This window comes from Hahella ganghwensis DSM 17046 (assembly GCF_000376785.1).
Lineage (GTDB): Bacteria > Pseudomonadota > Gammaproteobacteria > Pseudomonadales > Oleiphilaceae > Hahella > Hahella ganghwensis.
In genome coordinates, this window is record NZ_AQXX01000128.1 from 61,054 (window position 1) to 84,681 (window position 23,628).

Consider the following 23,628-nt stretch of genomic DNA (forward strand, 5'->3'; position numbering starts at 1 on the left):
GATTAAAATGCCTCCTTAACTTTATGGGCAGACATTTTGTACTCAGCTTCCTCAACCTGTTCTTTCTTCCAGCTTCTCAAAGCCCAGATTATCAATCCGATGATGAAGAAAGCACTTGGAGGCAGGAGCAACAGACCATTCGGTTGATACCACCCACCATTGGCAACCGCTGGCAAAACCTCAACTCCAAAAAGTTTACCCGCACCGAAAAGCTCACGAACAAAAGCCACAAGCACGAGAATGGTGGCATAACCTGCACCATTACCTACACCATCAAGAAAGCTCAACACAGGACCATTCTGCATTGCAAAGGCTTCTGCACGGCCCATTACAATACAGTTAGTGATAATCAGCCCCACAAAAACAGACAGCTGCTTGCTCACTTCATAGGCATATGCTTTCAGCACCTGATCAACAACAATTACCAAAGAAGCAATGATTGTCATCTGGACAATAATCCTGATGCTGCTGGGTATATGACTTCTGATCAGTGCAACCGAAAAGCTCGAAAACGCGGTTACGAATACAACAGCCAAGCCCATAACAATGGATAGTTGCAGACTGGTAGTGACTGCCAGAGCAGAACAAATCCCCAGAATCTGTAAAGCAATGGGGTTGTTGGAAAAGATAGGCTCAAGAAGAACCTTTTTAGGCGTCGCTTCAGACATTTCCTGCCTCCCCTGATCTCACTCGATCCAGATAGTTTTTAAAGCCTTCTTCCCCCAACCAGTATTTCATCAGGTTTTCAACACCACGACTGGTTAGAGTCGCCCCTGCCAGGGCATCCACAGAATATTTTGCGTCTGGTGAACTTGGGTTAACCCCACCTTTAGCCAGTTTGACAGCCGGGTCACCCTGCTCGTCATAAACCTCTTTCCCAGGCCACTGACCTTTCCAGTTGGGGTTATCTACCTCGCCGCCAAGACCTGGCGTTTCACCATGCTGGTAAAACCCAAGACCTACGACGGTGTCCCCATCTCCCTTCAGGGCGAGAAAACCGTATAGAGTTGACCACAAACCGTATCCGCGCACAGGAATAATGACACGGGAAATGTCAGCGCCGTCTTTTACAATGTAAACCTTGGCGTATTTCTCGCGTCTCTTGATTCCGGCAATATCCTCACCAGATGACAGACTTTTTGAGTAATCCGGATTCTGGCTCACTCTCTGCTGATCAAAAGCTTCGATACTCGAATAGCCCGCCGCTGAAGGCTCTACATACATTCCTGTATCCAGATCCACCAACTTGGGGGTAATCGTCGCAAACTTCTCTTCAATCTCCTGCTTGGTCGGAGACGTGCTAAGCATACCAGCTGCACGAAGTATGTTTTCTTTCAGGTTAAGCGTTCTGTTCTGGACCTGAACCGGCTTCAGCAGAACTGCCGCTGCAGACACTATCACTGAGCAGACAATACATAGTGCCAGCGCTACGGTAATAATTTTCTGAATGGAATCATTAGACTTAGACACGGGCCAGTCTCCTCTTCACGTTTGCCTGAACCACAATGTGGTCAATAAATGGCGCAAACAGATTGGCAAACAATATGGCCAACATGATGCCTTCAGGGAACGCTGGATTTACTACCCGGATCAACACGGTCATTACTCCCACCAAAGCACCGAAGGCCCATTTTCCAGCATCCGTCATGGAAGCAGACACCGGGTCAGTAGCCATAAACATCATGCCAAAGGCAAAACCACCCATCACGAAATGATAATGTGCTGGAACGCTGAACATAGGGTTCGTATCTGAGCCGACCAGATTAAACAACGTTGCTGTAGCAGCCATACCCAGGAATACGCCGGCAACGATACGCCAGGAGGCTATCTTCATGATCAGAAGAGCCGCACCACCTATCAGTATCGCCAGAGCCGAGGTCTCACCAACACTACCTTGCTGGAAGCCCAGGAACATATCCATCCAGGTCAGACTTTCATTGATAGCCTCCATACCGCCTGCAGCAGCCACACTCAATGGCGTGGCACCACTGAATCCGTCTACAGCAGTCCACACGGCATCACCGGAAATCTGAGCTGGATACGCGAAGTACAAAAATGCACGACCGGTCAGGGCTGGGTTCAAGAAGTTTTTGCCGGTTCCACCGAATACTTCCTTACCAATGACCACACCAAAAGATATACCCAGAGCCACTTGCCACAAAGGAATTGTTGGAGGGCAAATCAATGCAAACAGAATAGAAGTAACAAAGAAACCTTCATTGACTTCATGACGACGGATAGTGGCAAACAACACCTCCCAGAAACCGCCAACCACAAAGGTCACGAAGTAAATAGGCAGGAAGTAAGCAGCACCGTAGATGAAGTTATCCCAGATACTGCCGGGATCATTGCCGGCAAACGCAGCAATAATAGCGCTTCTCCACCCTGCATCCATCGCCAGGCCATTTTCCAGCAGGAAAGTATTGGCCTGCAGACCAACGTTGTACATTCCGAAGAACATCGCCGGAAATACGCAGAACCAAACGGTAATCATGATCCGCTTCAGATCGACACCGTCACGAACGTGGGTATTGGCCGAAGTCACCTTACCGGGTGTATAGAAGATGGTATCTACCGCTTCATAAAGCGCATACCACTTTTCATATTTGCCGCCCTTCTCGAAGTTCGGCTCAATTTTATCCAAAAAAGCTCTTAAGCCCATGTCTTACCCCTCTTTCTCAATCAGAGTGAGGTTACTGCGTAGAATTGGACCGTATTCATATTTGCCGGGGCACACAAATGTGCACAGGGCAAGGTCTTCTTCATCCAACTCCAGACAACCTAACTTTTGCGCCACTTCCGTATCGCCCACGATGAGCGAACGAAGCAGCTGTGTTGGCAGAATATCCAATGGCATCACCCGTTCGTACGACCCAACAGGCACCATGGCTCTCTCACTACCATTTGTGGTCGTAGTGAAATTGAACAATCTGCCAGGATTGAGCTTGGAAAGGTAAATATTGAGCACCGAGAACTTGGAGCCCCCTGGTGACAACCAGCCCAAAAACTCGCGATTATCACCTTCTTCCAGACAGGAAACCTGAACAGCGTAACGACCAAGAAACGAGACACTACCCTTAGCGTTACGGCCACCTAGAACAGAACCGGAAACAATCCGGACGTCGTTCACGGACAACTCGCCACTGGTCAACTGGGTTAAATTAGCACCTACACGCGTTTTAACCAGTCGAGGTTTGCTAACGGCAGGTCCAGCCAGAGCGACAACCCGCTCCATTGACTTACGGCCGGTAGTAAACAGACGTCCGATGGCAATAACGTCCTGTGCGCCAATAGCCCAAACAGACTTAGAGGCGTTAACAGGGTCCAGGTGGTGAATATGAGTGCCAGGCAATCCAGCAGGATGCGGCCCGTCAAATTCTTCCTTGGCCACATCAGCAGGAAGATCCAGGGACACACCCGGACGGGTCGTGACAAACACCTTGCCACGGGTCAACCTGGTAAGTACGGTCAAACCATTTTTGAAGTCAGCCTTGGCTGTTTCGATAACAACTGCCGGATCTCCAGCAAGTGGATGGCTGTCCATTGCATTGACGAAGATCGAATGAGGCTCGGCATCAATCGCCGGCACTTTGCTGAATGGACGGGTTCTGAAAGCAGTCCATTCCCCCGACTCAACCAGGTTTTCTACAACCTGCTCACGAGTCAACTGGGCAAGGCTGCCGCTTTCATATTGAGCAAATTCAATATGCTCGTCCCCTTCCACGTCGATAACAATGGATTGAAAGACACGTCTTTCACCACGATTGATCGCAGAAACAGTCCCGCTTGCCGGCGCTGTATAGCGCACACCTTCGGTTTTTTTATCAGTATAAAGAAGCTGGCCGCACTTAACACGATCCCCCACCTGTACTTCCATAGTGGGTTTCATGCCATTGTAGTCAAATCCAACTAAAGCCACCTGATTTACAGGTTTGCCGTCGTCAATAACTTGTGCAGGCGCTCCGGCTATAGGTAGATCCAAGCCTTTTTTGATCTTGATCATTAGCCCCGCCTAATCATCAGAGTAAATTTTCTGGCCACCGCTGGTGCGATTTTTCTAAGTACGCAGACGCGAACATTATGAAGAAAGGATGGAATCTCCTTGAAAAATAAGGAGTGCACGGGTTAGCCAACCAAAAATCGCAGTAATTATAGTGACCGGAGTGCCTTTTTTCTACACCGCAGAGAGGGCGATTAGTCTTTTATTTTTAATATTCGCTAATACTAAAGTCTAAGAGAGGAGAAAAATGGCGACACCGGAAGCGATGTCGCCGGGTATTGAAAAAGCGAATTAATTCATACTGTTTGGATACAAATTGTGCTTAACACCAGCCATCTGATTCACCACACGAATGACCTGTGCGCTATAGCCCGCTTCATTATCGTACCAAACATAAAGAACAACACGATTGCCGTTAACAATGGTCGCCTGAGCATCGACAATCCCCGCATGACGGGAACCGACGAAGTCTGTGGAGACCACTTCCGGCGAGTTGGTGAAATCGATTTGCTTGTGCAGATCTGAATTCAGGGAAATATCGCGCAAATAGCTGTTAATCCCTTCAACTGACGTTGCTTTATTCAGATTGAGATTAAGAATCGCCATGGATACGTTAGGCGTAGGAACCCTGATCGCATTACCAGTCAGCTTGCCGGCCAACTCTGGCAGAGCCTTAGCAACAGCCTTTGCTGCACCCGTCTCTGTGATAACCATATTCAGAGGCGCACTACGACCCCGACGACTGCCTTTATGGTAATTATCAATCAGGTTCTGATCATTGGTATAGGAATGAACAGTTTCCACATGCCCATCGATAATCCCGAACTCATCATTCACTGCTTTTAGGACAGGTGTGATGGCATTTGTCGTACAAGAGGCGGCAGACAAAATTTTGTCTTCATCAGTAATCAACTGATTATTGATACCGAATACGATGTTCTTGATCTCACCTTTACCTGGAGCGGTCAGTATTACACGACTTACCCCCTTGCACTGAAGGTGACGGGACAGCCCAGCCTCATCACGCCATACACCGGTGTTATCGATCACAATGGCGTTATCGATCCCATGCTGGGTGTAATCAACATTCTCAGGCGCATCAGAATAGATGACCTGCACATAGTTGCCGTTGGCGATGATCGCAGCATTCTCTTCATCAACGGTAATGGTACCCTGGAAGGATCCATGAACGGAATCACGCCGCAGAAGACTCGCGCGCTTCTCCAAATCGTTCTCCGCTTTTCCTTTACGCACCACGATGGCACGCAACCGCAGGTTGGCCCCACCGCCTGCCTTTTCAATCAGAATACGGGCCAGCAGGCGACCTATACGGCCAAATCCATATAAAACCACATCTTTAGTTTCAGAGGCACCACCGTTCTCTTCCCCACGCTTACCGACGATGTCGGCCAGCTCTGCACGCAGAAATTCCTCTAGAGACTGAGAACCGCCTTGCTTTTCATATTTAATCGCCATCTTTCCGATATCGATGTGCGCATGCCCAAGTTCCATTTCGTCGAGCATTTTCAGTATCGGATAGGTGTTATTGACTGAAAGCTCGTGATCGGCAACCTGACGAACAAAGCGATGAGCTTTCAGGATCCCGATAACGGAGCGATTAATAATTGGGCGGCCATAGATCGATGTAATGACGTTGTTGTTACGATACAAACGCCCTATGAGAGGGATCATAGATTCAGCGACAGTCTCGCGCTCCTTCCAATCGCCGAAACAGGCTTCCAACTTCTCTTGACTCACAGTAATGCACCTCTTTTCTGCGCAAAATTTGGGCGCACATTATCTCTTTTCAACCCTTGCGTGGCAATGCATACCCCCCATTTTTGACTTAAAATAACGTTTCAAATCAACAGGTTCGTTACAATACAAAACAATCACCAGATTAGCCCGCCCATTTTCGCCTCCCAGCCTCCATTTGGAGTTTTATTACTAACAAGCCTACTGAAATTTAAGTGGAATCCCGGTCGCTTCTGCCTAATTATTAGGCTTTTGAGCCTTCAACTCTCCGGCAACTCAATGCCAAGACAGCAACCCTTTGTCCATAGAGTTAGAAAAATGGCAGGCAAAAACTTAGAATGCGCGCTCCAGTCAGAATCGATTTTTAGGCAGACATGACATATCCACTTCCAGACACCCCCAGCAAAACTATTTACTGGGGTGATACAACCGGCCAGATGGACGCTCTGGTGCTGGCGCAGCACCTGCAATCGACCCACAAATTATTGGTGGTCGTTACTGTAGATATGCCCACGGCCGAACATTTGGAAAATGCAGTAAGGTTTTTTCTCTCGTGTGAAGAAATCCCAATTCTGACGCTGCCTGACTGGGAGACCCTGCCATATGATTCTTTCTCACCACACCAGGACATCATCTCCGCCAGAATCAAATGTCTTTTCGAGCTGCCCAAGGTTAATCACGGCCTGCTGATTTTACCACTTTCCACAGCCCTGGTCCGACTGCCACCGAAACCTTACATTCTCGGCAGCACGCTGGTGATCAGGAAGGGACAATCCATTGATCTTAGCGATTACCGGCGGGATCTGGAGTCTGCCGGTTATCGTTGCGTTGACACAGTCATTGAACACGGCGAGTTCGCAATTCGGGGCTCGATTCTCGATATTTTTCCAACCGGCCACCACACCCCTTACCGGATAGATCTGTTCGATGATGAGGTCGATAGCATCAGGGAATTCGATGTTGAAACTCAACGTTCTTCCGACAAGGTTGAGCAGATCAATCTTCTGCCGGCTCATGAGTTTCCGTTAACCCAAGATTCCATCACCAGATTCAGAAACCGCTTCTATGAGCTGTTTCCCAACACATCCCGCAATTGTCCTATATTGCAGGATGTCATGAATGGTATTGCTTCACCTGGCCTGGAGTATTACCTGGATCTGTTTTTTGAATCCACCGCCACCATCTTTGATTATCTTGACGATGAGTCAACTCTGGTGCTGTACGACGGGCTGTATGACCGCAGCGTGCATTTCTGGGATGAATTGAATGATCGCTACGAAGATCTTCGCCACAACATTGAACGCCCGATACTGTCGCCCGGCCAGATATTCCAGAGAACCGAAGAATTCTTTGCACACCTGAAACAATTCCCTCGAGCAGAATTCAGCACTAAACAAAAAGCAGATCCTGCGGCATCCGCCACACAAACGCAGTTTGCACCACTGCCTGATGTATCGATACAACCCAGACTGGCAGATCCTTTCGTCAACCTGAAAGCGTTGGCAAAGGATATCCCCAACATCACCATTTGTGCAGAGACGGCCGGAAGACAGCAGGTACTTTTGGAAAGCTTTAAACAAGCAGGTATTCGTCTTCAGGAAGCTGGCAACTGGAAACAGTGCCAGCAACTGGATCAGCCCTGGAAAGTCACCATTGCAGAGTTGACCAAAGGCTTTATTGATGCGGAAGGTCGGTATGCCATCATCGCCGAGCCGGACCTTTATCAGGACCGGGTACCACAGCGTCGCAGGCGAAAACGAGCCACGGAAACCAGCGATAATGTAGTCCAGAACCTCACAGAGCTCAGAGTTGGCTCGCCAGTGGTACACATTGACCATGGCATAGGGCGATATAAAGGCCTTGAAACACTGGAAGTCGACGGCCAGAAACAAGAATTTCTGCTTTTGGAATATGCCAACGATGCCAAGCTTTATGTACCTGTCGCTTCACTTCACCTGATTTCACGATACACCGGGGTCAATGAGGAGCTGGTTCCCGTTTCCAAACTGGGAACTGATCGTTGGTCGGCAGCCAAGAAAAGCGCGGCTGAAAAGATCAAGGATACTGCCGCTGAATTACTCGAGGTTTATGCCCGACGCGAAGCAAACCCCGGGTATGCCTGCGCCCCTCCGGATGAGAGTTACCAGACTTTTTCTGCCTCCTTCCCATTCGAGGAAACGCCTGATCAATTAAACGCCATTAATGCCGTCCTTAAAGATATGGTCAAAACGACTCCCATGGATCGCCTGGTGTGCGGGGATGTCGGCTTCGGCAAAACAGAAGTCGCCATGCGCGCTGCTTTCCTGGCAGCAAACAGTGGACGTCAGGTAGCCGTACTTGTCCCAACCACCCTGTTGGCCCAGCAACACTTTCAAACATTTCAGGATCGTTTTGCGGATACCGCCATCCATATTGAACTGATCTCACGTTTCCGCTCAGCATCTGATATCAGCAAGATCAAAGAGAAACTCAGAGAAGGTAAAGTCGATATTATCGTCGGCACGCATAAACTGTTGCAGAAGGATATTTCATTCAAGGACCTGGGGTTGCTTATCATTGACGAGGAACACCGTTTTGGTGTCCAGCAGAAAGAAAAAGTGAAGGCTTTAAGAGCCAACATCGACATTCTCGCCATGACGGCTACGCCTATTCCAAGGACCCTCAACCTCTCTCTGCAGGGCGTCAGAGACCTATCCATTATCAGTACTCCGCCTGAACGCCGGCTATCCGTGAAAACGTTCATCAGGGAAAGATCGAACAGTCTCATAAAAGAAGCCGTGTTACGGGAAATACTCCGCGGTGGTCAGGTATTCTTCCTGCACAATGAGGTCAGCAGCATAGATAAAGAAGCCCGCGAACTTGAGGCACTGGTGCCAGACGCCAGGGTTGGAGTTGCCCACGGCCAGATGCGGGAGAGAGAACTGGAAAAAGTCATGTCTGACTTTTATCACAAGAGATTCAACGTACTGATCTGCAGCACGATTATTGAGACCGGCATCGACATTCCCTCGGCCAATACCATTTTGATTGATCGGGCAGACAAGTTCGGCATTGCCCAGTTGCACCAGTTGAGAGGGCGGGTCGGGAGATCCCACCACCAGGCATACGCATACCTGCTCACTCCACCTCCACGAACTCTGAGTTCTGACGCCATTAAGCGCCTGGAAGCCATAGGCAATGCTCAGGATCTTGGAGCAGGTTTCACTCTGGCGACCCACGACCTGGAAATCAGAGGGGCCGGCGAACTACTCGGCGAAGAACAAAGTGGGCATATTCAAAACATTGGCTACGCTCTTTATTCACAGCTATTGGACGCTGCAGTCAAAGCGATGCAGAAAGGAGAAGAGCTTGACCTCAGCCAACCAATTCCAAACGGTTGTGACATCAATTTCAGAATACCCGCACTGATTCCCGATGACTATCTAGATGACGTGCACGGTCGCCTGATCCTTTACAAAAGAATTGCCAATGCTGCCGACCATGACGCACTACGCGACCTTCAGGTAGAAATGATAGATCGCTTTGGACTACAGCCCGATCCGGTCAAAAACCTTTTCCGCCAACAGAATATCAAACTTTCCGCTGACCAGATCGGCATCGCGAAAATCGACCTTGGCATCAGGGGAGGCACTATTGAGTTCGGCCACAAAACCAAAGTGGAACCAATGCTACTGGTCACTTTGATTCAACGAGAACCAAACCGCTATAAACTTGATGGCGGGAATAAACTAAAAATCAGTGAGTCTCTGGAATCCAGCGAAGAAAGATTGCAATTTATTGAAAATCTACTGCAAACTTTCTCAACTCCAGCGGGTCGCTCCCATTAAGGGAACAGAAAGAACCCCGAATACAAGGCCAATGAGTTAATGAAACCAACGAGATTTTTATCTAACCTTACCCTGGTCACCCTGCTTTTACAGGGAACCACGTCGCTGGCTGAAACCATCGATGAAGCAAGACAGTTTCAGGTCGAGGTTATCGTCTTCAAACAACTGTCGCCTGAAACAGAGGAGACCTTTACCCAGCCAGCAGAACAGGAACCCGAAGCAAACAGAATTGCACTGGTAGACTTTAACCCACTCACCGAAGATCAGGTTCAACTGCTACCGACCGACAGCTATGTTCTTGCCGAGGAAGACAAAAAGGTCCGTCGCAGCAGAGGTTATTCCGTCCTTTCACACTTCAGTTGGTTGACCCAACTACAGGAAGGCCAGAGTCTGACTTATGAGATACCCGGCTATACAGATTCAGAAAATGATACCGAGTTAACGGGTAGCATTACGGTCGCCCTAAGACGATATCTGCACACGATCCCGAAAGTCACCATCTCTCGCTGGGGCGCACCTGAACCGACTTTCCTGGATAATCTTTTTGACGAACTTCAGGTGCCCGGCTTAACGAACGATTTCAGTGGACAACTGTCAGCAGACTCCGCCAGCCACCCTGGAGTCTCAACGGAACCATCCCTTAACCCGATGGCGCCTTCAGAGCCAGACCACCCCTTAAGGCTTAAAGGACTAATTCCAAAAGAGTTCTACACCATTCACCAGGCCAGAAGAATGCGCAGCGGGGAAGTCCATTACTTTGACCATCCAATGTTTGGTTTGCTTATAAAAATCGTCCCGGCACAAATCACGCCTACTGGTCAGGATGACATTCCTTTGGGAGATTCCTCAGAGCCGCCAGCCTCAACACAACCTTCCACAACCAACCAGTGACAGTACCTGAAACCATTGTCTTTAAAAAGACAACTTTAGACTGGCCAAAAAAAAGAGCAGCTTTGAGCTGCTCTTTTTTACTATGGATCCAGATCCGGGCTATTACAACTATTCGGACACAATCAAATTTCGCACTACCTGCTTTACAATCCCCATCCCCTTGTCGATCGCCTCATGAATCTCATCCATCGTAATGATTCGATCACTGACACCGGCAGCGGGGTTCACTATCAGGGCAATACAGGCATATGCCAGCTCGATCTCCCTGGCCAATGCCGCTTCAGGCATGCCGGTCATCCCCACAATATGGCAGCCGTCCTGACTCATTCGACGAATCTCAGCTATGGTTTCAAGTCGAGGCCCCTGAGTACAACCATAGACGCCTTTATTCGAGTAGTTGTCCGTTAACTCAGAGGTATGTCGAATCAGCGCCTTTCGTAACGGTTCATCATACGGGTAGCTGAAGTCGATGTGCGTAACCTGCTCCAGATTTTCTTCAAAAAAAGTCCCCGCCCGCCCCTGCGTGTAATCTATTAACTGATCAGGGATATTGATATGAGTCGATCCCATCGCCGGATCAATCCCCCCTACAGCATTCACCGCAACAATGGATTTCGCCCCCAGGTCTCTGAGCGCCCATAGATTGGCCCGATAATTGACCTTGTGCGGGGGAAACCGATGGGGATGACCGTGTCTTGCAAGAAACAACACTTTCTGCCCCTGCAACTCGGCCTCAATAATGGGGGCCGACGGATCACCCCAGGGAGTTACCATATGATGCTTTTTTACCACCTGAAGATCTTCAAGCTCCGTCAACCCTGTTCCACCAATTACGGCATACATGACCATTCTTCTCCATTACTCGATTGATTGACTATCCATTTCTATCTGCTGAGCCAGTTTTATCTGGTCCGGCAAATGAACAGTTCGGGTCGGGAACGCAACATCCGCCCCCTGTTCTTTGATGATGTCCATAATCCTGATTAAAACGTCCTGTTTCACATGATGGTATTCAATCCAATTAGTTGTCTTGGTAAAGGTATAGACAAAAAAGTCCAAAGATGAAGCCGCAAAGGCATTGAAATTGACAATCATTGTCTGGGTCTGGTCAATATCGTCATGCTTCTCGAGCATCTCCTTCACTTTATCCACGATTACCGCCACCTTGGTAAAATCGTCATACCGCACCCCTATGGTTTCATAAATCCGCCGATGCGACATGCGAGAAGGATTTTCCACAGCAATAGTGGTGAACGTGGCATTCGGCACATAAAGAGGTCGCTTGTCAAAGGTTCTGATACAGGTCTGACGCCACCCGATATGCTCAACAGTCCCCTCAATCTGCTTATCCGGCGAGCGAATCCAGTCGCCAACCGAAAACGGCCGGTCCAGATAGACCATCAGCCCACCGAAAAAGTTGGCCAGCAGATCCTTGGCGGCAAAGCCTATGGCAATCCCCCCAATCCCTCCAAAAGCCAATACACCGGAAATCGAATAACCAAAGGTCTGCATCACCACAAGCGTTGCAGTAATCACAATCGACGTCCTCAGAAGCTTACTCAGAGCCATCACCGTGGTCTTATCCATTGGCTCTTTCATTCGCTCCGGAGACACAAGAATTGTCTCCGCCCCCCTGACAAAACGAAGAACAAACCAGGTCATCAGGGCTACCACCCCAATTCTCCGGATCATATCCACGGCCTCAAAAATAACCGCTCCCGTTTCTTTTTGTGCGATCTCAGCCGCCCAGGAAAGACCAATCAACCAGACCAGAAAACCAAGGGGACGTTTACCGGCTTCTATCAGCGTGTCATCCCAAAGATTTTTCGTTTTTGCCAGCTGATTACCAAAGCGGTTTATAAGCTTTATCAGGATATAGTTCAGTATCAGGGTTATAAAAACGACGATAAAAACCTTGACCACCCAGTGCAGATTTCCTTCGGAAACACCAAGCCAGGAGATAAATTCATTCCAGGACACTTAACACCCCATATATCAGATCTAATTAAGATTTATTTCGGCAAATCGGCCAATGTCCTCACGCCAGCAACATCCTGGCTTCCTCGGCAAGAGGCTTGAGGGATTTCATATCTACATCCCTCGGCATCATCGCTGCTCTGCGTCTGCTTGCAACATCCCCCAGAAGCTTATCCCTATCCATCGCTTCCAGAACGTCAAGGGCCTGATCAATTGCCGGTGAATTATTACAGGTCATAATTAAATCACACCCCGCATCTATCGCGGCGCGAACCCTGTGGGCTACTGAATCATTTTCTGATGCGCCGGACATTCCAAGGTCATCACTGATTACACAGCCTGCAAACCCCAATTGACCTCTCAATACGTCATTAATCATGACCGGAGACTGTACAGCCGGCAGACTATCGTAGGCTTGGTAGACAACGTGTGCCGGCATGACTGCCTGCACCCCCAGATCAATCAGCCTTCTGAAGGGCACCATATCGGCTTCAATTTCCGTTTTAGAACGAGAATCAACAGCGGTTTCAACATGGGTATCCTCTTTTACATAACCATGTCCCGGAAAGTGCTTGGCGACTCCCGCCATGCCGGCTTTCCCCATACCTTGCAAAAAGTCTGCAGCCAAAACAGAGACATCCTCGGGTGTCTCGCCATAAGCCCGATTACCAATCACCGTGTTGCGCTGATAATTCACATCCGCTACTGGCGCAAAGCTGAAATCAATATCCATCTCCCGCAATTCATAAGCCATCAAGAAACCCATATTGCTGACGACCCGATGAACATCCAACCCTTTAGACTCTGCAAGCCCCCTGATATCACCTGCAGCAGGCAAACGGGAAAAGCCCTCTCGGAAACGCTGCACCCGCCCTCCTTCCTGATCCACACATATCAGAATATTCTCACGGACTTGCCTGATAGACGCTACCAGCGCCTGTAATTGACTCCGGCTTTCGTAGTTTCGGGCAAAAAAGATAACGCCCCCTACCAGTGGATGGGAGAGCCTACTGATATCTTCGGATGATAAGCACACCCCTTCTATATCGATTAAAAGTGGCCCACAAGGCATAACGCTGGACATAACAGTGATCATTTCCTTGACTATCTGAAGGCTTGGCTGAACACCAAGCCTGGCTTTTAAATATCAGGTCTTTAGCGATACTTCTGCTTGGCTATATCTGGACCACCTAAGCTATAAAGGGATCTTCTTTAGGAAAAGCCAAGTCTATTAATAGACGGACAAGGTCTATATAAGTAAACGGCTCCCCCGACGTTTCAGTCTATCAGGAGCGATCGAGGCTCCATTTTGAGTATCGCCAATCCCTAGGGTTCTATAACGACAGGAGTATAAAGATCAACGAGATCAAAAAGCTGAATGATATCCTGATTTCTCATGCGGATGCACCCATGACTGGCGGGAATCCCCATGGGTTCTGTATCCGGAGTACCGTGGATGTAGATATAGCGCCGCATGGTATCAACGTCCCCCAATCGATTGACTCCCACCTCCTTCCCGCTTAGCCATAGTATCCGACTAAGAATCCAGTCCCGGTCGGGAAACTTGACCGCAAGATCATGAGAATAAATTTCACCGGTGAAGCGTCGACCGACAAACACCGCCCCCGCAGGCATTCCCTGACCCACCTTTGCGCGAATAATATGTTTCCCCAATGGAGTCTGCCCACTTCCTTCTTTCTGCCCGACTCCGTTTGAACCGGTCGAAATACTGAACTGGATAGGCTCCTCAAGCTTATTGCAGGAGTAAATCAGGGTTTGACGGGTAATATTGATCCGGATTTGGGAAGGCATATAAGCGGAACTACCAGATTATTCAATTCACAGCCTGAACGGCTCTTCTTTAGGGTCTGTTTAACCCTGGACAATCAGAATAGTTCCTTTGAGACTTAATTCCAACCGGCGAATAGGCTCTTCAGCCCGCGCAAGTATCGCCACAGACACTTATGAGCAGGCGCGCTATTTCAGGCGCCGTGAATACCCTCTACCGCTTCCGGGCTCGTATTCAGCTCATTGCTCGCATGACTTGGAGCATTGATTCCCGCGGCCAGGAAGGGGATTAACTGGGCCACAATCTCTTCTACTGGCGCTCTGGCACCTTTTTCGTTCTCCAGAATACTTCCCAAGGCCTCAGATGAAGACATGGTAAATGCCACCGCCCCCTGCATAAACTGCATACGCCAGAAACGCTCTACCGGCGTCAGGTGTGGAGTGGCCTGCCTCAACAGATTCATGAACAACTTAAATTCAGTGCGGTACTGCTCTTCCAGATACTTTCTCAGATGCCCCTGAGACTGAGTATAAGCAAGTCCCAGCAATCTCATGAAGATAGAAAGACTCTTTTCATTACGACGCGGCACAGAAACAATAGATACTGTGATAATCTGAAGCAGCTCCTCCAGACTAACAGCCTCACTACCCTTGGCAGCATCGTTCAATCGTTCGCGCAGGATGCGCGTGAAAGGATTAATGAATCGATCAAATACCGCCTGAATCAGCGCGTTTTTGGAACCAAAATGGTAGTTGACGGCAGCAAGGTTCACTTTTGCCTTACTGGTAATCTGACGCAAGGATGTCTCAGAGAATCCACGCTCAGCAAAGAGCTGCTCTGCGGCATCCAAAATACGGTCGACGGTTTCTGATTGAGCCATTGTTGTAATAGGTAATACATTCCAAACAAGTGTTTGAAACATACGTTTGATGCATAAAAATGTCAAGTAAAATGCTGTAAACGTTTTGTACAGCGGGCAATTCGCAGGAATCTTCTGACTGGTAATCACATCCGAAACAGACCGCAGCTGACGAACAGCCACGGTCTATTTAACCATGTTAAGAAATTAATTTCTGTTCTGAACTTACCGAATACTTATCTAGTCTGCCCCGTTTGCACCTATCTTGTGGATAGCCAGGTCCGCCCCTTCGAATTCTTCCTCTGCGCTCAAACGAATTCCAGTCACCGCGCGCACGATGCCGTAGACAAGAAAACCGCCGACAGTTGCCACAATCACCCCCACCAGGGAGCCAACGAGCTGAGACATGAAGGTCACACCTCCCATCCCCCCCATTGATGACAGACCAAAGATACCAGCCGCTATTCCACCCCATAGACCACATACGCCATGCAAAGGCCAAACACCTAAAACATCATCCAGTTTCGGCATTTTCTTTTGTAAAATCTCAAACAGATAAACGAACAGTGCGCCGGCAATCGCGCCGGTTACCAGGGCGCCTACTGGATGCATCAGGTCCGACCCCGCACAAACCGCAACCAAACCTGCCAGTGGGCCATTATGAATAAAGCCAGGATCCTTACGCCCCACCAGCATTGAACTAACGATTCCGCCAACCATCGCCATCAGACTGTTAACGGCAACCAGGCCACTGACAGATTCCAGCGTTTGAGCAGACATCACGTTGAACCCGAACCATCCTACAGTCAGGATCCAGGCTCCCAATGCCAGAAACGGAATATTGGATGGGGCAAAAGCGACAAGCTTACCATTCCGGTAGCGGCCATTCCGTGTCCCCAAAAGATATATTGCAGCAAAGGCGATCCAGCCACCTACAGCATGCACAACGATAGAACCGGCAAAATCATGGAACTCGGCGCCAAAGGTATTATTAAGGAATGATTGAAATCCGTAATTTCCATTCCAGACCATCCCCTCAAAGAAGGGATACACCAATCCGACACAAAGTGATGCGGCGATCAGCATGGGGTAGAATTTCGCCCGCTCAGCCACACCACCAGAGATAATGGCGGGAATGGCGGCTGCGAATGTCAGCAGGAAGAAAAATTTCACCAGGTCATAACCGTTTTTCTCGCTCAACTCCTGAGCTCCGACGAGAAAATCGACACCATAAGCAATCTGATACCCTACAAAAAAATAGGCAAGTGTCGACACCCCGAAATCGGTCATAATCTTGACCAGTGCATTGACCTGGTTCTTATGCCTGACAGTCCCCACTTCAAGAAATGCGAAACCAGCATGCATTGCCAGCACCATGATTGCCCCTAACAGAATAAATAACGTATCAGCTCCCTGCATCAGAGATTGAACTGCATTGTTAATATCTTCCACGAATCACTCCTATTTACGCTCTTCAATAGTGCACGCTTCGCTTGATGCACCATTTGTGTGCTCTATACAGCTCCACAGAGAAATTCAAATAAACTCTCTATCTCACTGTTATTATTAGTTTTTTATCATCTGACCAGATAGAGCATATATTGCTCTGAGTTCAGAAGAGCTAATTAGAAGCAAAAATCGAACCTGAAACGCACCATATCAATGCATTCAGACAGGTTAAAGGAAGGAATCAGGACGACACGGGTATTCTACAACGCTCAATGCACCATCATGGTGCCGTTCTGAATTCGCTGGTGGGCACTAGAACTGGTAGACGGGTTTGATTTAGGAATGATCAATTTCAGATCTGAAATGGGTTGCCAGATTCTGGTCAATAACAGCAAAAACTATTTCCTTAATGTGAGCGGCAGTTTCAAGGCCGGACTTCACTGACCGAACCGCCACAGGAACAGCCTTTTCAAGCGGATAACCAAAAATACCGCAACTGATTGCGGGAAATGCAATTGAGCGGCATTGGTGCTGATCCGCAAGAGAAAGGGCACGATGGTAACAGGACGCCAATAAAGCTTCTTCATTGTGAGCACCTCCCTCCCACACCGGCCCCACAGCATGAATGACATATCGAGCAGGTAGATCGAATCCTTCGGTCAAGACAGCACTTCCCGTGTCACACCCACGAAGTTGACGACAAGCCTCAGCCAATTTCGGACCTGCGGCGCGATGAATCGCCCCACAAACACCTCCGCCTGGCAATAATTGCCTGTTGGCAGCGTTGACAATGGCATCCACTTCAAGGGAAGTAATATCAACAAGCTCTACCCTGATCATAAAGTCCCCCTAACTACTGATTTTCCTATTTACCCATTTGCTCTCTTTCCGTTTTCTTCTAATTCCTGCTAACAGCAAACAAGGACACTTACGCTAAATCAACAAATTCCGATTGCAGCCTGGAGGAAGTTTTCATGTATTCATTTTTAACAACCTTGAAGGCCTGTTGCGCCTCCAGCATATACATCAGATAAAGGCGAATCGCCGCCGCTGAACGCATCGCCTTGATGATCGCTTTCTGCCGACTCAACAGGACAATTCTTCGGTAACGCTTATCACCTAGCGATTTACGATAAGGAAGCATCATCTGACACTGGTATGCCAATCCATTGCTGCCCTCCAGCATTCGGATATGGCTGATAGCACGAAACTCAATCGCTTTTTTCTGCTCCACCAGTTCTTTATGGTCAGGCACCTTAACGAACATATGACGAATGGGAGGAATGGCAAAGGACAAAAGAGCAATCAGCACCCCAAAAGCCACGCCAGCCACCCATGCCGGAAAAAAGCCGAACCATCCAATCAAAAACACCCCCAGAGCCAGCAGATCGGCCAGCAACCACAAATCCCGCCGTCTTTTGGCACTCAATATTCGCACAGCGTCAGGATATTGTTTCAGTGCCAGCAGCTCATAATTCAGCACTTCGAGCGGCTCGCATTCGCGAATGATCTGAATCAGACGTACCTGCTTCTCCTTTAATTTTTGCCATTCTTGTTTCCTTTGCTCAGCACTTTGCTGAGCTGCCTGCGGATTCTCTTTCCCTGCGGGAGCTGTTTTGTCCGCCCCCCCTCTGGTAGAAGAATTGGAAACAGAAGACTCATTCCCCGTGGCGACCTTCGACTCCTTTCCTGCCAAAGCGTTCTGCCCTCCCTTCGCTGGGAGCCTGCTCTTGGCTGGAGACCTTTTATCATTCCGGTCAGTTTTTTGCGCAGGAGGTTTGCTGCCACCAGCACCTTTTTCGCTGGTCGCAGGAAGGTTTTTGCTACGATGCTCTTCTATCGCCTTTTTAATCGGGTCCAGCTCGCCTCTTGCCAAAGCTCGCAGTTCTTCGGGTTCCAGATCTCGCTGGGTTGAATTATGTATTTTCATAGATCCATATTTCGCTATCGCAGGCTGATCACCCCTTACGGAGCATTGTCAGTTTTTTGACATCACTAAGCTTATTATGAGGTATAGGCAATACTCAGGCCATTTCAATATGTTGATTACCGGAAAATGACTGACTTTTGATAAAGACCAGGCAACCTGTAAGTAGCCAGGAGCGTGTAATAGGCGAAATCGTAATCAACCTCCAATAAATTTGTACGAATGGCTTAATTTTCGCCCGGCTTGACCTTATCCTTACACCCTTGATGTTATTACAGGTCAAATTGTTAATGTTTACCGGAATCGTACAAGGCAAAGCCAAACTCGTTGTTGCCCAGAAGCAAGAAGGTCTGTTCACCTACACTTTCGAATTCCCCGAAGACCAGTCGGACACTCAGATTGGTGCCAGTGTTGCGATCAATGGCACCTGCCTGACGGTCGTCAGCAAAAACCAGAGACAACTCACTTTTGATCTGATGGCAGAAACTCTCCGTCTGACCAATCTGGGGCAACTGCAACTTGGTGATTCAACCAATTTTGAACATGCCGCAAGAATCGGGGACGAGATCGGTGGTCATCTGATGTCCGGACATGTCCACTGCACCGCACCATTAAAATCCAGAAGAGTTTCTGAAAACAATCTGGCTCTGGATTTCGAAGTCCCCCCTCAATGGAGCCGCTATATATTCGACAAGGGATTTATCGGTGTAAATGGCGCCAGTCTGACTGTCGGCGCTTGTCATGAAACAGGCTTTACCGTCAACCTTATCCCTGAAACACTTCGCGTCACTACGTTTGAAGCACTGATTCCCGGGGATCTTGTTAATATTGAAATCGATCCGCAAACTCAGACAATTGTTGATACAATTGAAAGAGTTCTACCAACGCTGGCACAGCGGCAATTTTCCAGCAACTAGCATTGGCAACGGTGAGACATACCACAGCTAACAATACTGACGGACCTGATACCGGAATATAAGTGCCTGATTCATGCTGATTTTACCTGCTGAACACAAAATCAACTGGCAGCGGCCACCAGTCGTCACTCTGGCCCTGATTATCATCAATGTCTTTGTCTTCTTTCGATTGGATGCGGAAGATAACCGACTCTTTAACGCCGCCTATGACCACTACGTAGAACAGAAGTTGTACGTCATGGAAGCGCCGGAATACGCAGATTACCTGCAGAGACAGGTCAACCTGCATCAGGATGACCGTTATGAACTCGCCGCCGAAGTACGTCAGGCAGTTCTCGATAATCAAATTGAGGAACTCATTCCGCAGATGCTGACAGATCGGCGCTTTGTCAGCTATCTTGCAGATAAAGGGCAGGATTTTCTTGAACCAGCTGTCTACGAAAACTGGCTTCCAAAACGACAGTACATACAGATCAGTTTTCTGGACAAATTGAGTTACTGGCAAATGGGGCTGGTACCTGCCGATATTGAACTGGGAGATCTCCTGTCCTATCAATTCCTCCACGGCAGCGTTGGTCACCTGGCAGGAAATATGGTGTTCCTTTTCCTCCTTGGTTTTGCCATTGAGCGAATTCTGGGGAAAGCTCTCTATGTGCTGGCCTATCTGTTCACAGGCGCATGTGGCGGACTACTATTTGCTGCGATTGAAGGAAATAGTCTGCAGCCCCTGATCGGAGCCTCTGCGGCAATATCCGGATTGATGGGCATGTACGTCAGCTATTATCGACTAAGAAAAATCCGCTTTTTCTACTTCGTATTTTTCTACTTCAATTATTTTAAAGCGCCGGCCCTGCTCCTTCTGCCCTTGTGGCTCGGCATCGAAATCTACAATTACTTCTTCGACACACTGTCGCACGTTGCTTACATGGCTCACGCAGGTGGGCTGATTGCCGGCGCAGCGATCATGATTCCCTGGACAAAGTGGTATCAACCACAGGAAGAGGACTCACAAACGGAAGAAGAAAGCGATCAGGAATACAGAACTCAGCTTTCCAAAGGCCTCAAGGCCATCAGCAAGGTAGACTTTGATGAAGCCAGAAAAATCTTTTTGCGGCTTCACGAACAGAACCCCCACGAGCGCGAAATCATTCGCCAGCTATTCAACTTATACAAGATTCATCCTCAGGACCCTGAAAGCCAGCGTTTTACCCAACTCGCCCTGGATCATGCCTTGAGTTTCAATCGTGTCGATGAAGCACTGCAGATTCTTGAAGATTATGACAGGTATGCATCCGGCCACTCTCTTTCGGACCAGAGCTATTATTTCCGCATTCTCAATAGCTGCCTCAGCACGAACCGTATGAGTGAGGCTGAAAAACTACTTCAGGTTATCGGGAAAACGGTTCAGGACAAGGGGCTTCTGTCTGAAGGATTTCGCTCTGCCATACAGGCATTTAACACTCGCGAGATGCCCATGAAGGCGAAAAAGTACGAAAAACTTCTTGAGGATCTTCTGACAGAGCCCAGAGCTTAGCTAGCCGGACCAGACTCTTGTTCGCTGTTTCTTTTGACTGCCTGTCATTGGGTAGTCAAAAGACAGACAATCACACCAAACTCGCATTGCACTTAAATCCGGCTGGCGCCTCTACTGGGTTACCCCTTCCAATCGCCCCTTCTATCCGAAAGAAACTTTGGGATCAGGCAAACGGCCTTCCTTCTTCAAATGCTCCAGAAGCTCAGGAACCTGAACCGCATGAGGATCCTCAGGAAAGTTCTTGGCGAGAAACAATAGATATTGCCGGGCTTTTGTACCGTTATGTAGACCGTTTGCCAGAGCTCTGGCAGAGAGTAAAAGCACCTCAACCTGATGAGGAGCATCTTTGAATCGCTGGCTGTAGTTCTGAATCACCCGCAGGAGTAACCGATAATCTCCGGCGTGATAAAGGGATTGAGCTATGTGGTAAGCGGCATCAGGATCTCGCACTTCAAACTTTTCGCGTTTGGTGTATAAGCCCCGTAACATTTGACGAATTTCTCTGATTCGGCCCGTTTCAACCAACAGCTTCAGAACTGGGAGCGATTTCTTGTCCAGCACGTCCCAGCGATGGGTCAACATCAGGAGTCTGAACAATCGGTCCAGTGTGACTTTATCATGCGGTTTACGACTGAAAAGATTGGTCAACGCCTCAATGGCCAAATCATATTTGCCGTCTTTCAGGGCAATATCTATTTCAATCAGAGACTGCTTTTCGTTCTTCTTTACCTGCTCCGTGCGAGGATCCTCAAGCTGATGAGTACGTATCGCGCCACCAAGACGCGGTTGATACTGGAACAGCACATATCCCATCATGCAAAAGATCACCAGCATAAAATAACTCGAAGTAAAGCCCGTCACTGTATACGCCAGCGACGGACTGAACCGGGTCACCACAAACTCCTGTACGGCTCCTAATCCCAACATCAGTAGAATCAGATAACCGCACATGACGAAATAAGGCCAGCCAATCGCCCCGATAACTCCCAGAATTCGCGAGGGATCCAAAGCCTGCGCAATTTCATGCTCAGTGGCGAGCAACATAACACTCGCAGGTAGGCCAACAAGTATCAGTACTAACATCAGTATGGCAAGAGCCGACCCCAACCACAGGTTTACGGCGAACACCAAACCGCCAAATATCAGGAAGATGAGTGTCTGCTGAATCACCAGCATTAACCCTCCCCCGCCAAACGCCTCTTTTAGTGTGGGAGGTTTCAGATCCCCCGCGGCAGAATTTTCGATCACCAGATACATGTACTTGGTCTGGGCACAGACCAGCACAACCAATACCAACAGCGCCAATAATCCCTGGTTGAATATGGCCGGCAAAACAGTACAAATCGCAATGAGGAATATGGGGTCCCGGGACATGGGATACGCAAAAAAATCGCTCAGACATTGCCAAAACGGCGGAACTTTATTCGCTGACCCGCTATGGCCCACCCCCTGGTGGCAAACCGGACATTGTGCATTAAAACTGCCAGGGCTGGCGGCAACACAGTGCTCACAAAAATACTTCTGGCAAGTTTTACAATACCACTCAGACGGCTCCAAAGGGTGATATTGGCAATAGCTATCCATTTACAGGGCCCCGGGACTTTTTCAGACAGAGAATTTCTTTTTGTTCATGAGCAACCAGTTTTCCAGCATTAGCTGCGGATTGAGGTTACGTTGCTCTATAACACTCTTTTTAGCTTCAATCAGCGCCTGATACAAATGCCATATTGCTTCAGGAGTCAATCTGAGTGTCACTGCCTCTAACGCCTGTCGCGATTGCCTGACGTACGCATCGTTGTCCTTCGCACCACTGTTGATTACCATGGCATCTCTTAACCATCCAGCCAACCAGTGCAATACCCACTCCACATCCTGCTTTGACCATTGAGCAGCCAGTGAAAACGCATCTTCCTTACCTTCGAGGTAATCGATCCAGGAAGACAATACCTGAGATTGGCTGTCAGCAGCATTTTCGCTATACCAATGAAGCCCTGTCAGGGGCTGGCCACCAGCTGATCGCAATAATTGCGCAGTATCCTCTTCTCCCTGCCCGGTATGATCCGCCAACCATTTTCCTGCCAGTACAGTATCGGGCATTGCCAGCTTGATGATCTGACAACGACTCCGGATAGTTGGCAGCAAAAGACTTGCCTGGCCGGTCACCAAAATTATCACAACACTGGTAGGAGGTTCTTCCAACGTTTTCAGCATCGCATTGGCAGAGTACACATTCATGGCTTCTGCCGGACTTACCACAGCAACCAGTCGCCGACCAACTTGCGGGCGACTGTGCACAAATTCCGATAACGCCCTGACCTGGTCTATTTTGATGGACTTGCTGCCCTCTTCCGGTAATACCGACATCAAATCGGGATGACTGCCAGCCTCCAACAGCCGGCAACTTTTACATTCGCCACAAGGTTCAGGATCAGGCCTGTCACAGACCAGAAGACAGGAAAGCCTACGGGCAAGCTCAAGTTTGCCGATACCAGCCGGTCCGGTCAGCAGAATAGCGTTGGGAAAACTGTCCTGACGGTTCTGTTTCAGCCAGGATGACCATTGATCGTTAAACCATGGCAAAGAAAGTGGCATTTTGTTCCCGTTATCCATCTACAGCAAATGTACCTTATGAGTTAAGAGTGTATAAGTGATCAGAATTCAAACCGGCTTTCCGACCTGACTTAGCAGAGTCATATACTGACG

General features: G+C 48.7%; 19 protein-coding genes. 4 read left to right on the forward strand and 15 right to left on the reverse strand.

All coding sequences use genetic code 11. The features are described 5' to 3' along the window. Nucleotides 1-2 precede the first annotated feature (2 nt). From F566_RS0119785 to F566_RS0119805, 5 genes are all read right to left on the reverse strand, one after another. A complete protein-coding gene (locus tag F566_RS0119785) occupies nt 3-668 on the reverse strand; it encodes an NADH:ubiquinone reductase (Na(+)-transporting) subunit D (protein ID WP_020408767.1) in 666 nt (221 codons plus the stop codon). Then, nucleotides 661-1,470: a Na(+)-translocating NADH-quinone reductase subunit C gene (locus F566_RS0119790; RefSeq protein ID WP_020408768.1), complete on the reverse strand. Its 810-nt coding sequence runs from the start codon at nt 1,468-1,470 to the stop codon at nt 661-663. Before F566_RS0119790 ends, F566_RS0119785 begins: the two co-directional genes overlap by 8 nt. After that, the gene (locus tag F566_RS0119795; protein WP_020408769.1) at nt 1,463-2,662 is read right to left on the reverse strand and encodes an NADH:ubiquinone reductase (Na(+)-transporting) subunit B; all 1,200 of its coding nucleotides are present in this window, start codon (nt 2,660-2,662) and stop codon (nt 1,463-1,465) included. Before F566_RS0119795 ends, F566_RS0119790 begins: the two co-directional genes overlap by 8 nt. A gap of 3 nt (nt 2,663-2,665) precedes the next feature. Beyond that, a complete protein-coding gene (locus tag F566_RS0119800) occupies nt 2,666-4,003 on the reverse strand; it encodes a Na(+)-translocating NADH-quinone reductase subunit A (protein WP_020408770.1) in 1,338 nt (445 codons plus the stop codon). 288 nt (nt 4,004-4,291) lie between these two features. After that, entirely contained in the window at nt 4,292-5,758 is a 1,467-nt protein-coding gene (locus tag F566_RS0119805) for a glyceraldehyde-3-phosphate dehydrogenase (protein ID WP_020408771.1), read from the reverse strand. Nucleotides 5,759-6,129: 371 nt separating this feature from the next. Between F566_RS0119805 and mfd the strand changes: the two genes are divergently transcribed. Beyond that, nucleotides 6,130-9,582 (forward strand): transcription-repair coupling factor, encoded by a 3,453-nt coding sequence (gene mfd / locus F566_RS0119810; protein ID WP_020408772.1) that lies wholly within the window; start codon nt 6,130-6,132, stop codon nt 9,580-9,582. Between the two features lie 39 nt (nt 9,583-9,621). Further along, the gene (locus F566_RS0119815; protein WP_020408773.1) at nt 9,622-10,473 is read left to right on the forward strand and encodes a CsiV family protein; all 852 of its coding nucleotides are present in this window, start codon (nt 9,622-9,624) and stop codon (nt 10,471-10,473) included. Between the two features lie 108 nt (nt 10,474-10,581). Here F566_RS0119815 and F566_RS0119820 read toward each other — a convergent pair whose 3' ends face one another. From F566_RS0119820 to F566_RS0119855, 8 genes are all read right to left on the reverse strand, one after another. Then, nucleotides 10,582-11,316, reverse strand: coding sequence for an S-methyl-5'-thioinosine phosphorylase (locus F566_RS0119820; protein WP_020408774.1), 735 nt, complete (start codon nt 11,314-11,316; stop codon nt 10,582-10,584). A gap of 15 nt (nt 11,317-11,331) precedes the next feature. Then, nucleotides 11,332-12,453, reverse strand: a complete 1,122-nt coding sequence (locus tag F566_RS0119825) for a mechanosensitive ion channel family protein (protein ID WP_020408775.1) — start codon at nt 12,451-12,453, stop codon at nt 11,332-11,334. Between the two features lie 58 nt (nt 12,454-12,511). Further along, nucleotides 12,512-13,534 carry a beta-N-acetylhexosaminidase gene (gene nagZ, locus F566_RS0119830; RefSeq protein WP_020408776.1) on the reverse strand — a complete coding sequence of 341 codons (1,023 nt, stop codon included), beginning with the start codon at nt 13,532-13,534 and terminating at the stop codon, nt 12,512-12,514. Between the two features lie 242 nt (nt 13,535-13,776). After that, nucleotides 13,777-14,262, reverse strand: a complete 486-nt coding sequence (locus F566_RS0119835; RefSeq protein ID WP_020408777.1) for a L,D-transpeptidase — start codon at nt 14,260-14,262, stop codon at nt 13,777-13,779. A 170-nt stretch (nt 14,263-14,432) separates the two neighbouring features. Continuing rightward, complete coding sequence (locus tag F566_RS33525) at nt 14,433-15,119, reverse strand: TetR/AcrR family transcriptional regulator (RefSeq protein ID WP_033416614.1); 687 nt, start codon at nt 15,117-15,119, stop codon at nt 14,433-14,435. A gap of 219 nt (nt 15,120-15,338) precedes the next feature. After that, complete coding sequence (locus F566_RS0119845; protein ID WP_020408779.1) at nt 15,339-16,550, reverse strand: ammonium transporter; 1,212 nt, start codon at nt 16,548-16,550, stop codon at nt 15,339-15,341. Between the two features lie 333 nt (nt 16,551-16,883). Continuing rightward, nucleotides 16,884-17,387, reverse strand: coding sequence for an O-acetyl-ADP-ribose deacetylase (locus F566_RS0119850; protein WP_020408780.1), 504 nt, complete (start codon nt 17,385-17,387; stop codon nt 16,884-16,886). Nucleotides 17,388-17,475: 88 nt separating this feature from the next. Continuing rightward, nucleotides 17,476-18,477, reverse strand: a complete 1,002-nt coding sequence (locus F566_RS0119855; protein WP_020408781.1) for a hypothetical protein — start codon at nt 18,475-18,477, stop codon at nt 17,476-17,478. Nucleotides 18,478-18,764: 287 nt separating this feature from the next. On the opposite strand from F566_RS0119855, the gene F566_RS0119860 reads away from it, so the two are divergent. Together F566_RS0119860 and F566_RS0119865 are read left to right on the forward strand one after the other, a co-directional pair. Then, nucleotides 18,765-19,391 carry a riboflavin synthase gene (locus F566_RS0119860; RefSeq protein ID WP_020408782.1) on the forward strand — a complete coding sequence of 209 codons (627 nt, stop codon included), beginning with the start codon at nt 18,765-18,767 and terminating at the stop codon, nt 19,389-19,391. A gap of 73 nt (nt 19,392-19,464) precedes the next feature. Further along, a complete protein-coding gene (locus F566_RS0119865; protein ID WP_020408783.1) occupies nt 19,465-20,925 on the forward strand; it encodes a rhomboid family intramembrane serine protease in 1,461 nt (486 codons plus the stop codon). A gap of 141 nt (nt 20,926-21,066) precedes the next feature. Here the strand turns inward: F566_RS0119865 and F566_RS0119870 are convergent, their stop codons facing one another. Both F566_RS0119870 and F566_RS0119875 read right to left on the reverse strand, forming a co-directional pair. Beyond that, nucleotides 21,067-22,299, reverse strand: a complete 1,233-nt coding sequence (locus tag F566_RS0119870; protein ID WP_020408784.1) for a DUF4013 domain-containing protein — start codon at nt 22,297-22,299, stop codon at nt 21,067-21,069. Between the two features lie 231 nt (nt 22,300-22,530). Further along, entirely contained in the window at nt 22,531-23,517 is a 987-nt protein-coding gene (locus tag F566_RS0119875) for a DNA polymerase III subunit delta' (protein ID WP_026180160.1), read from the reverse strand. Nucleotides 23,518-23,628 lie beyond the last annotated feature (111 nt).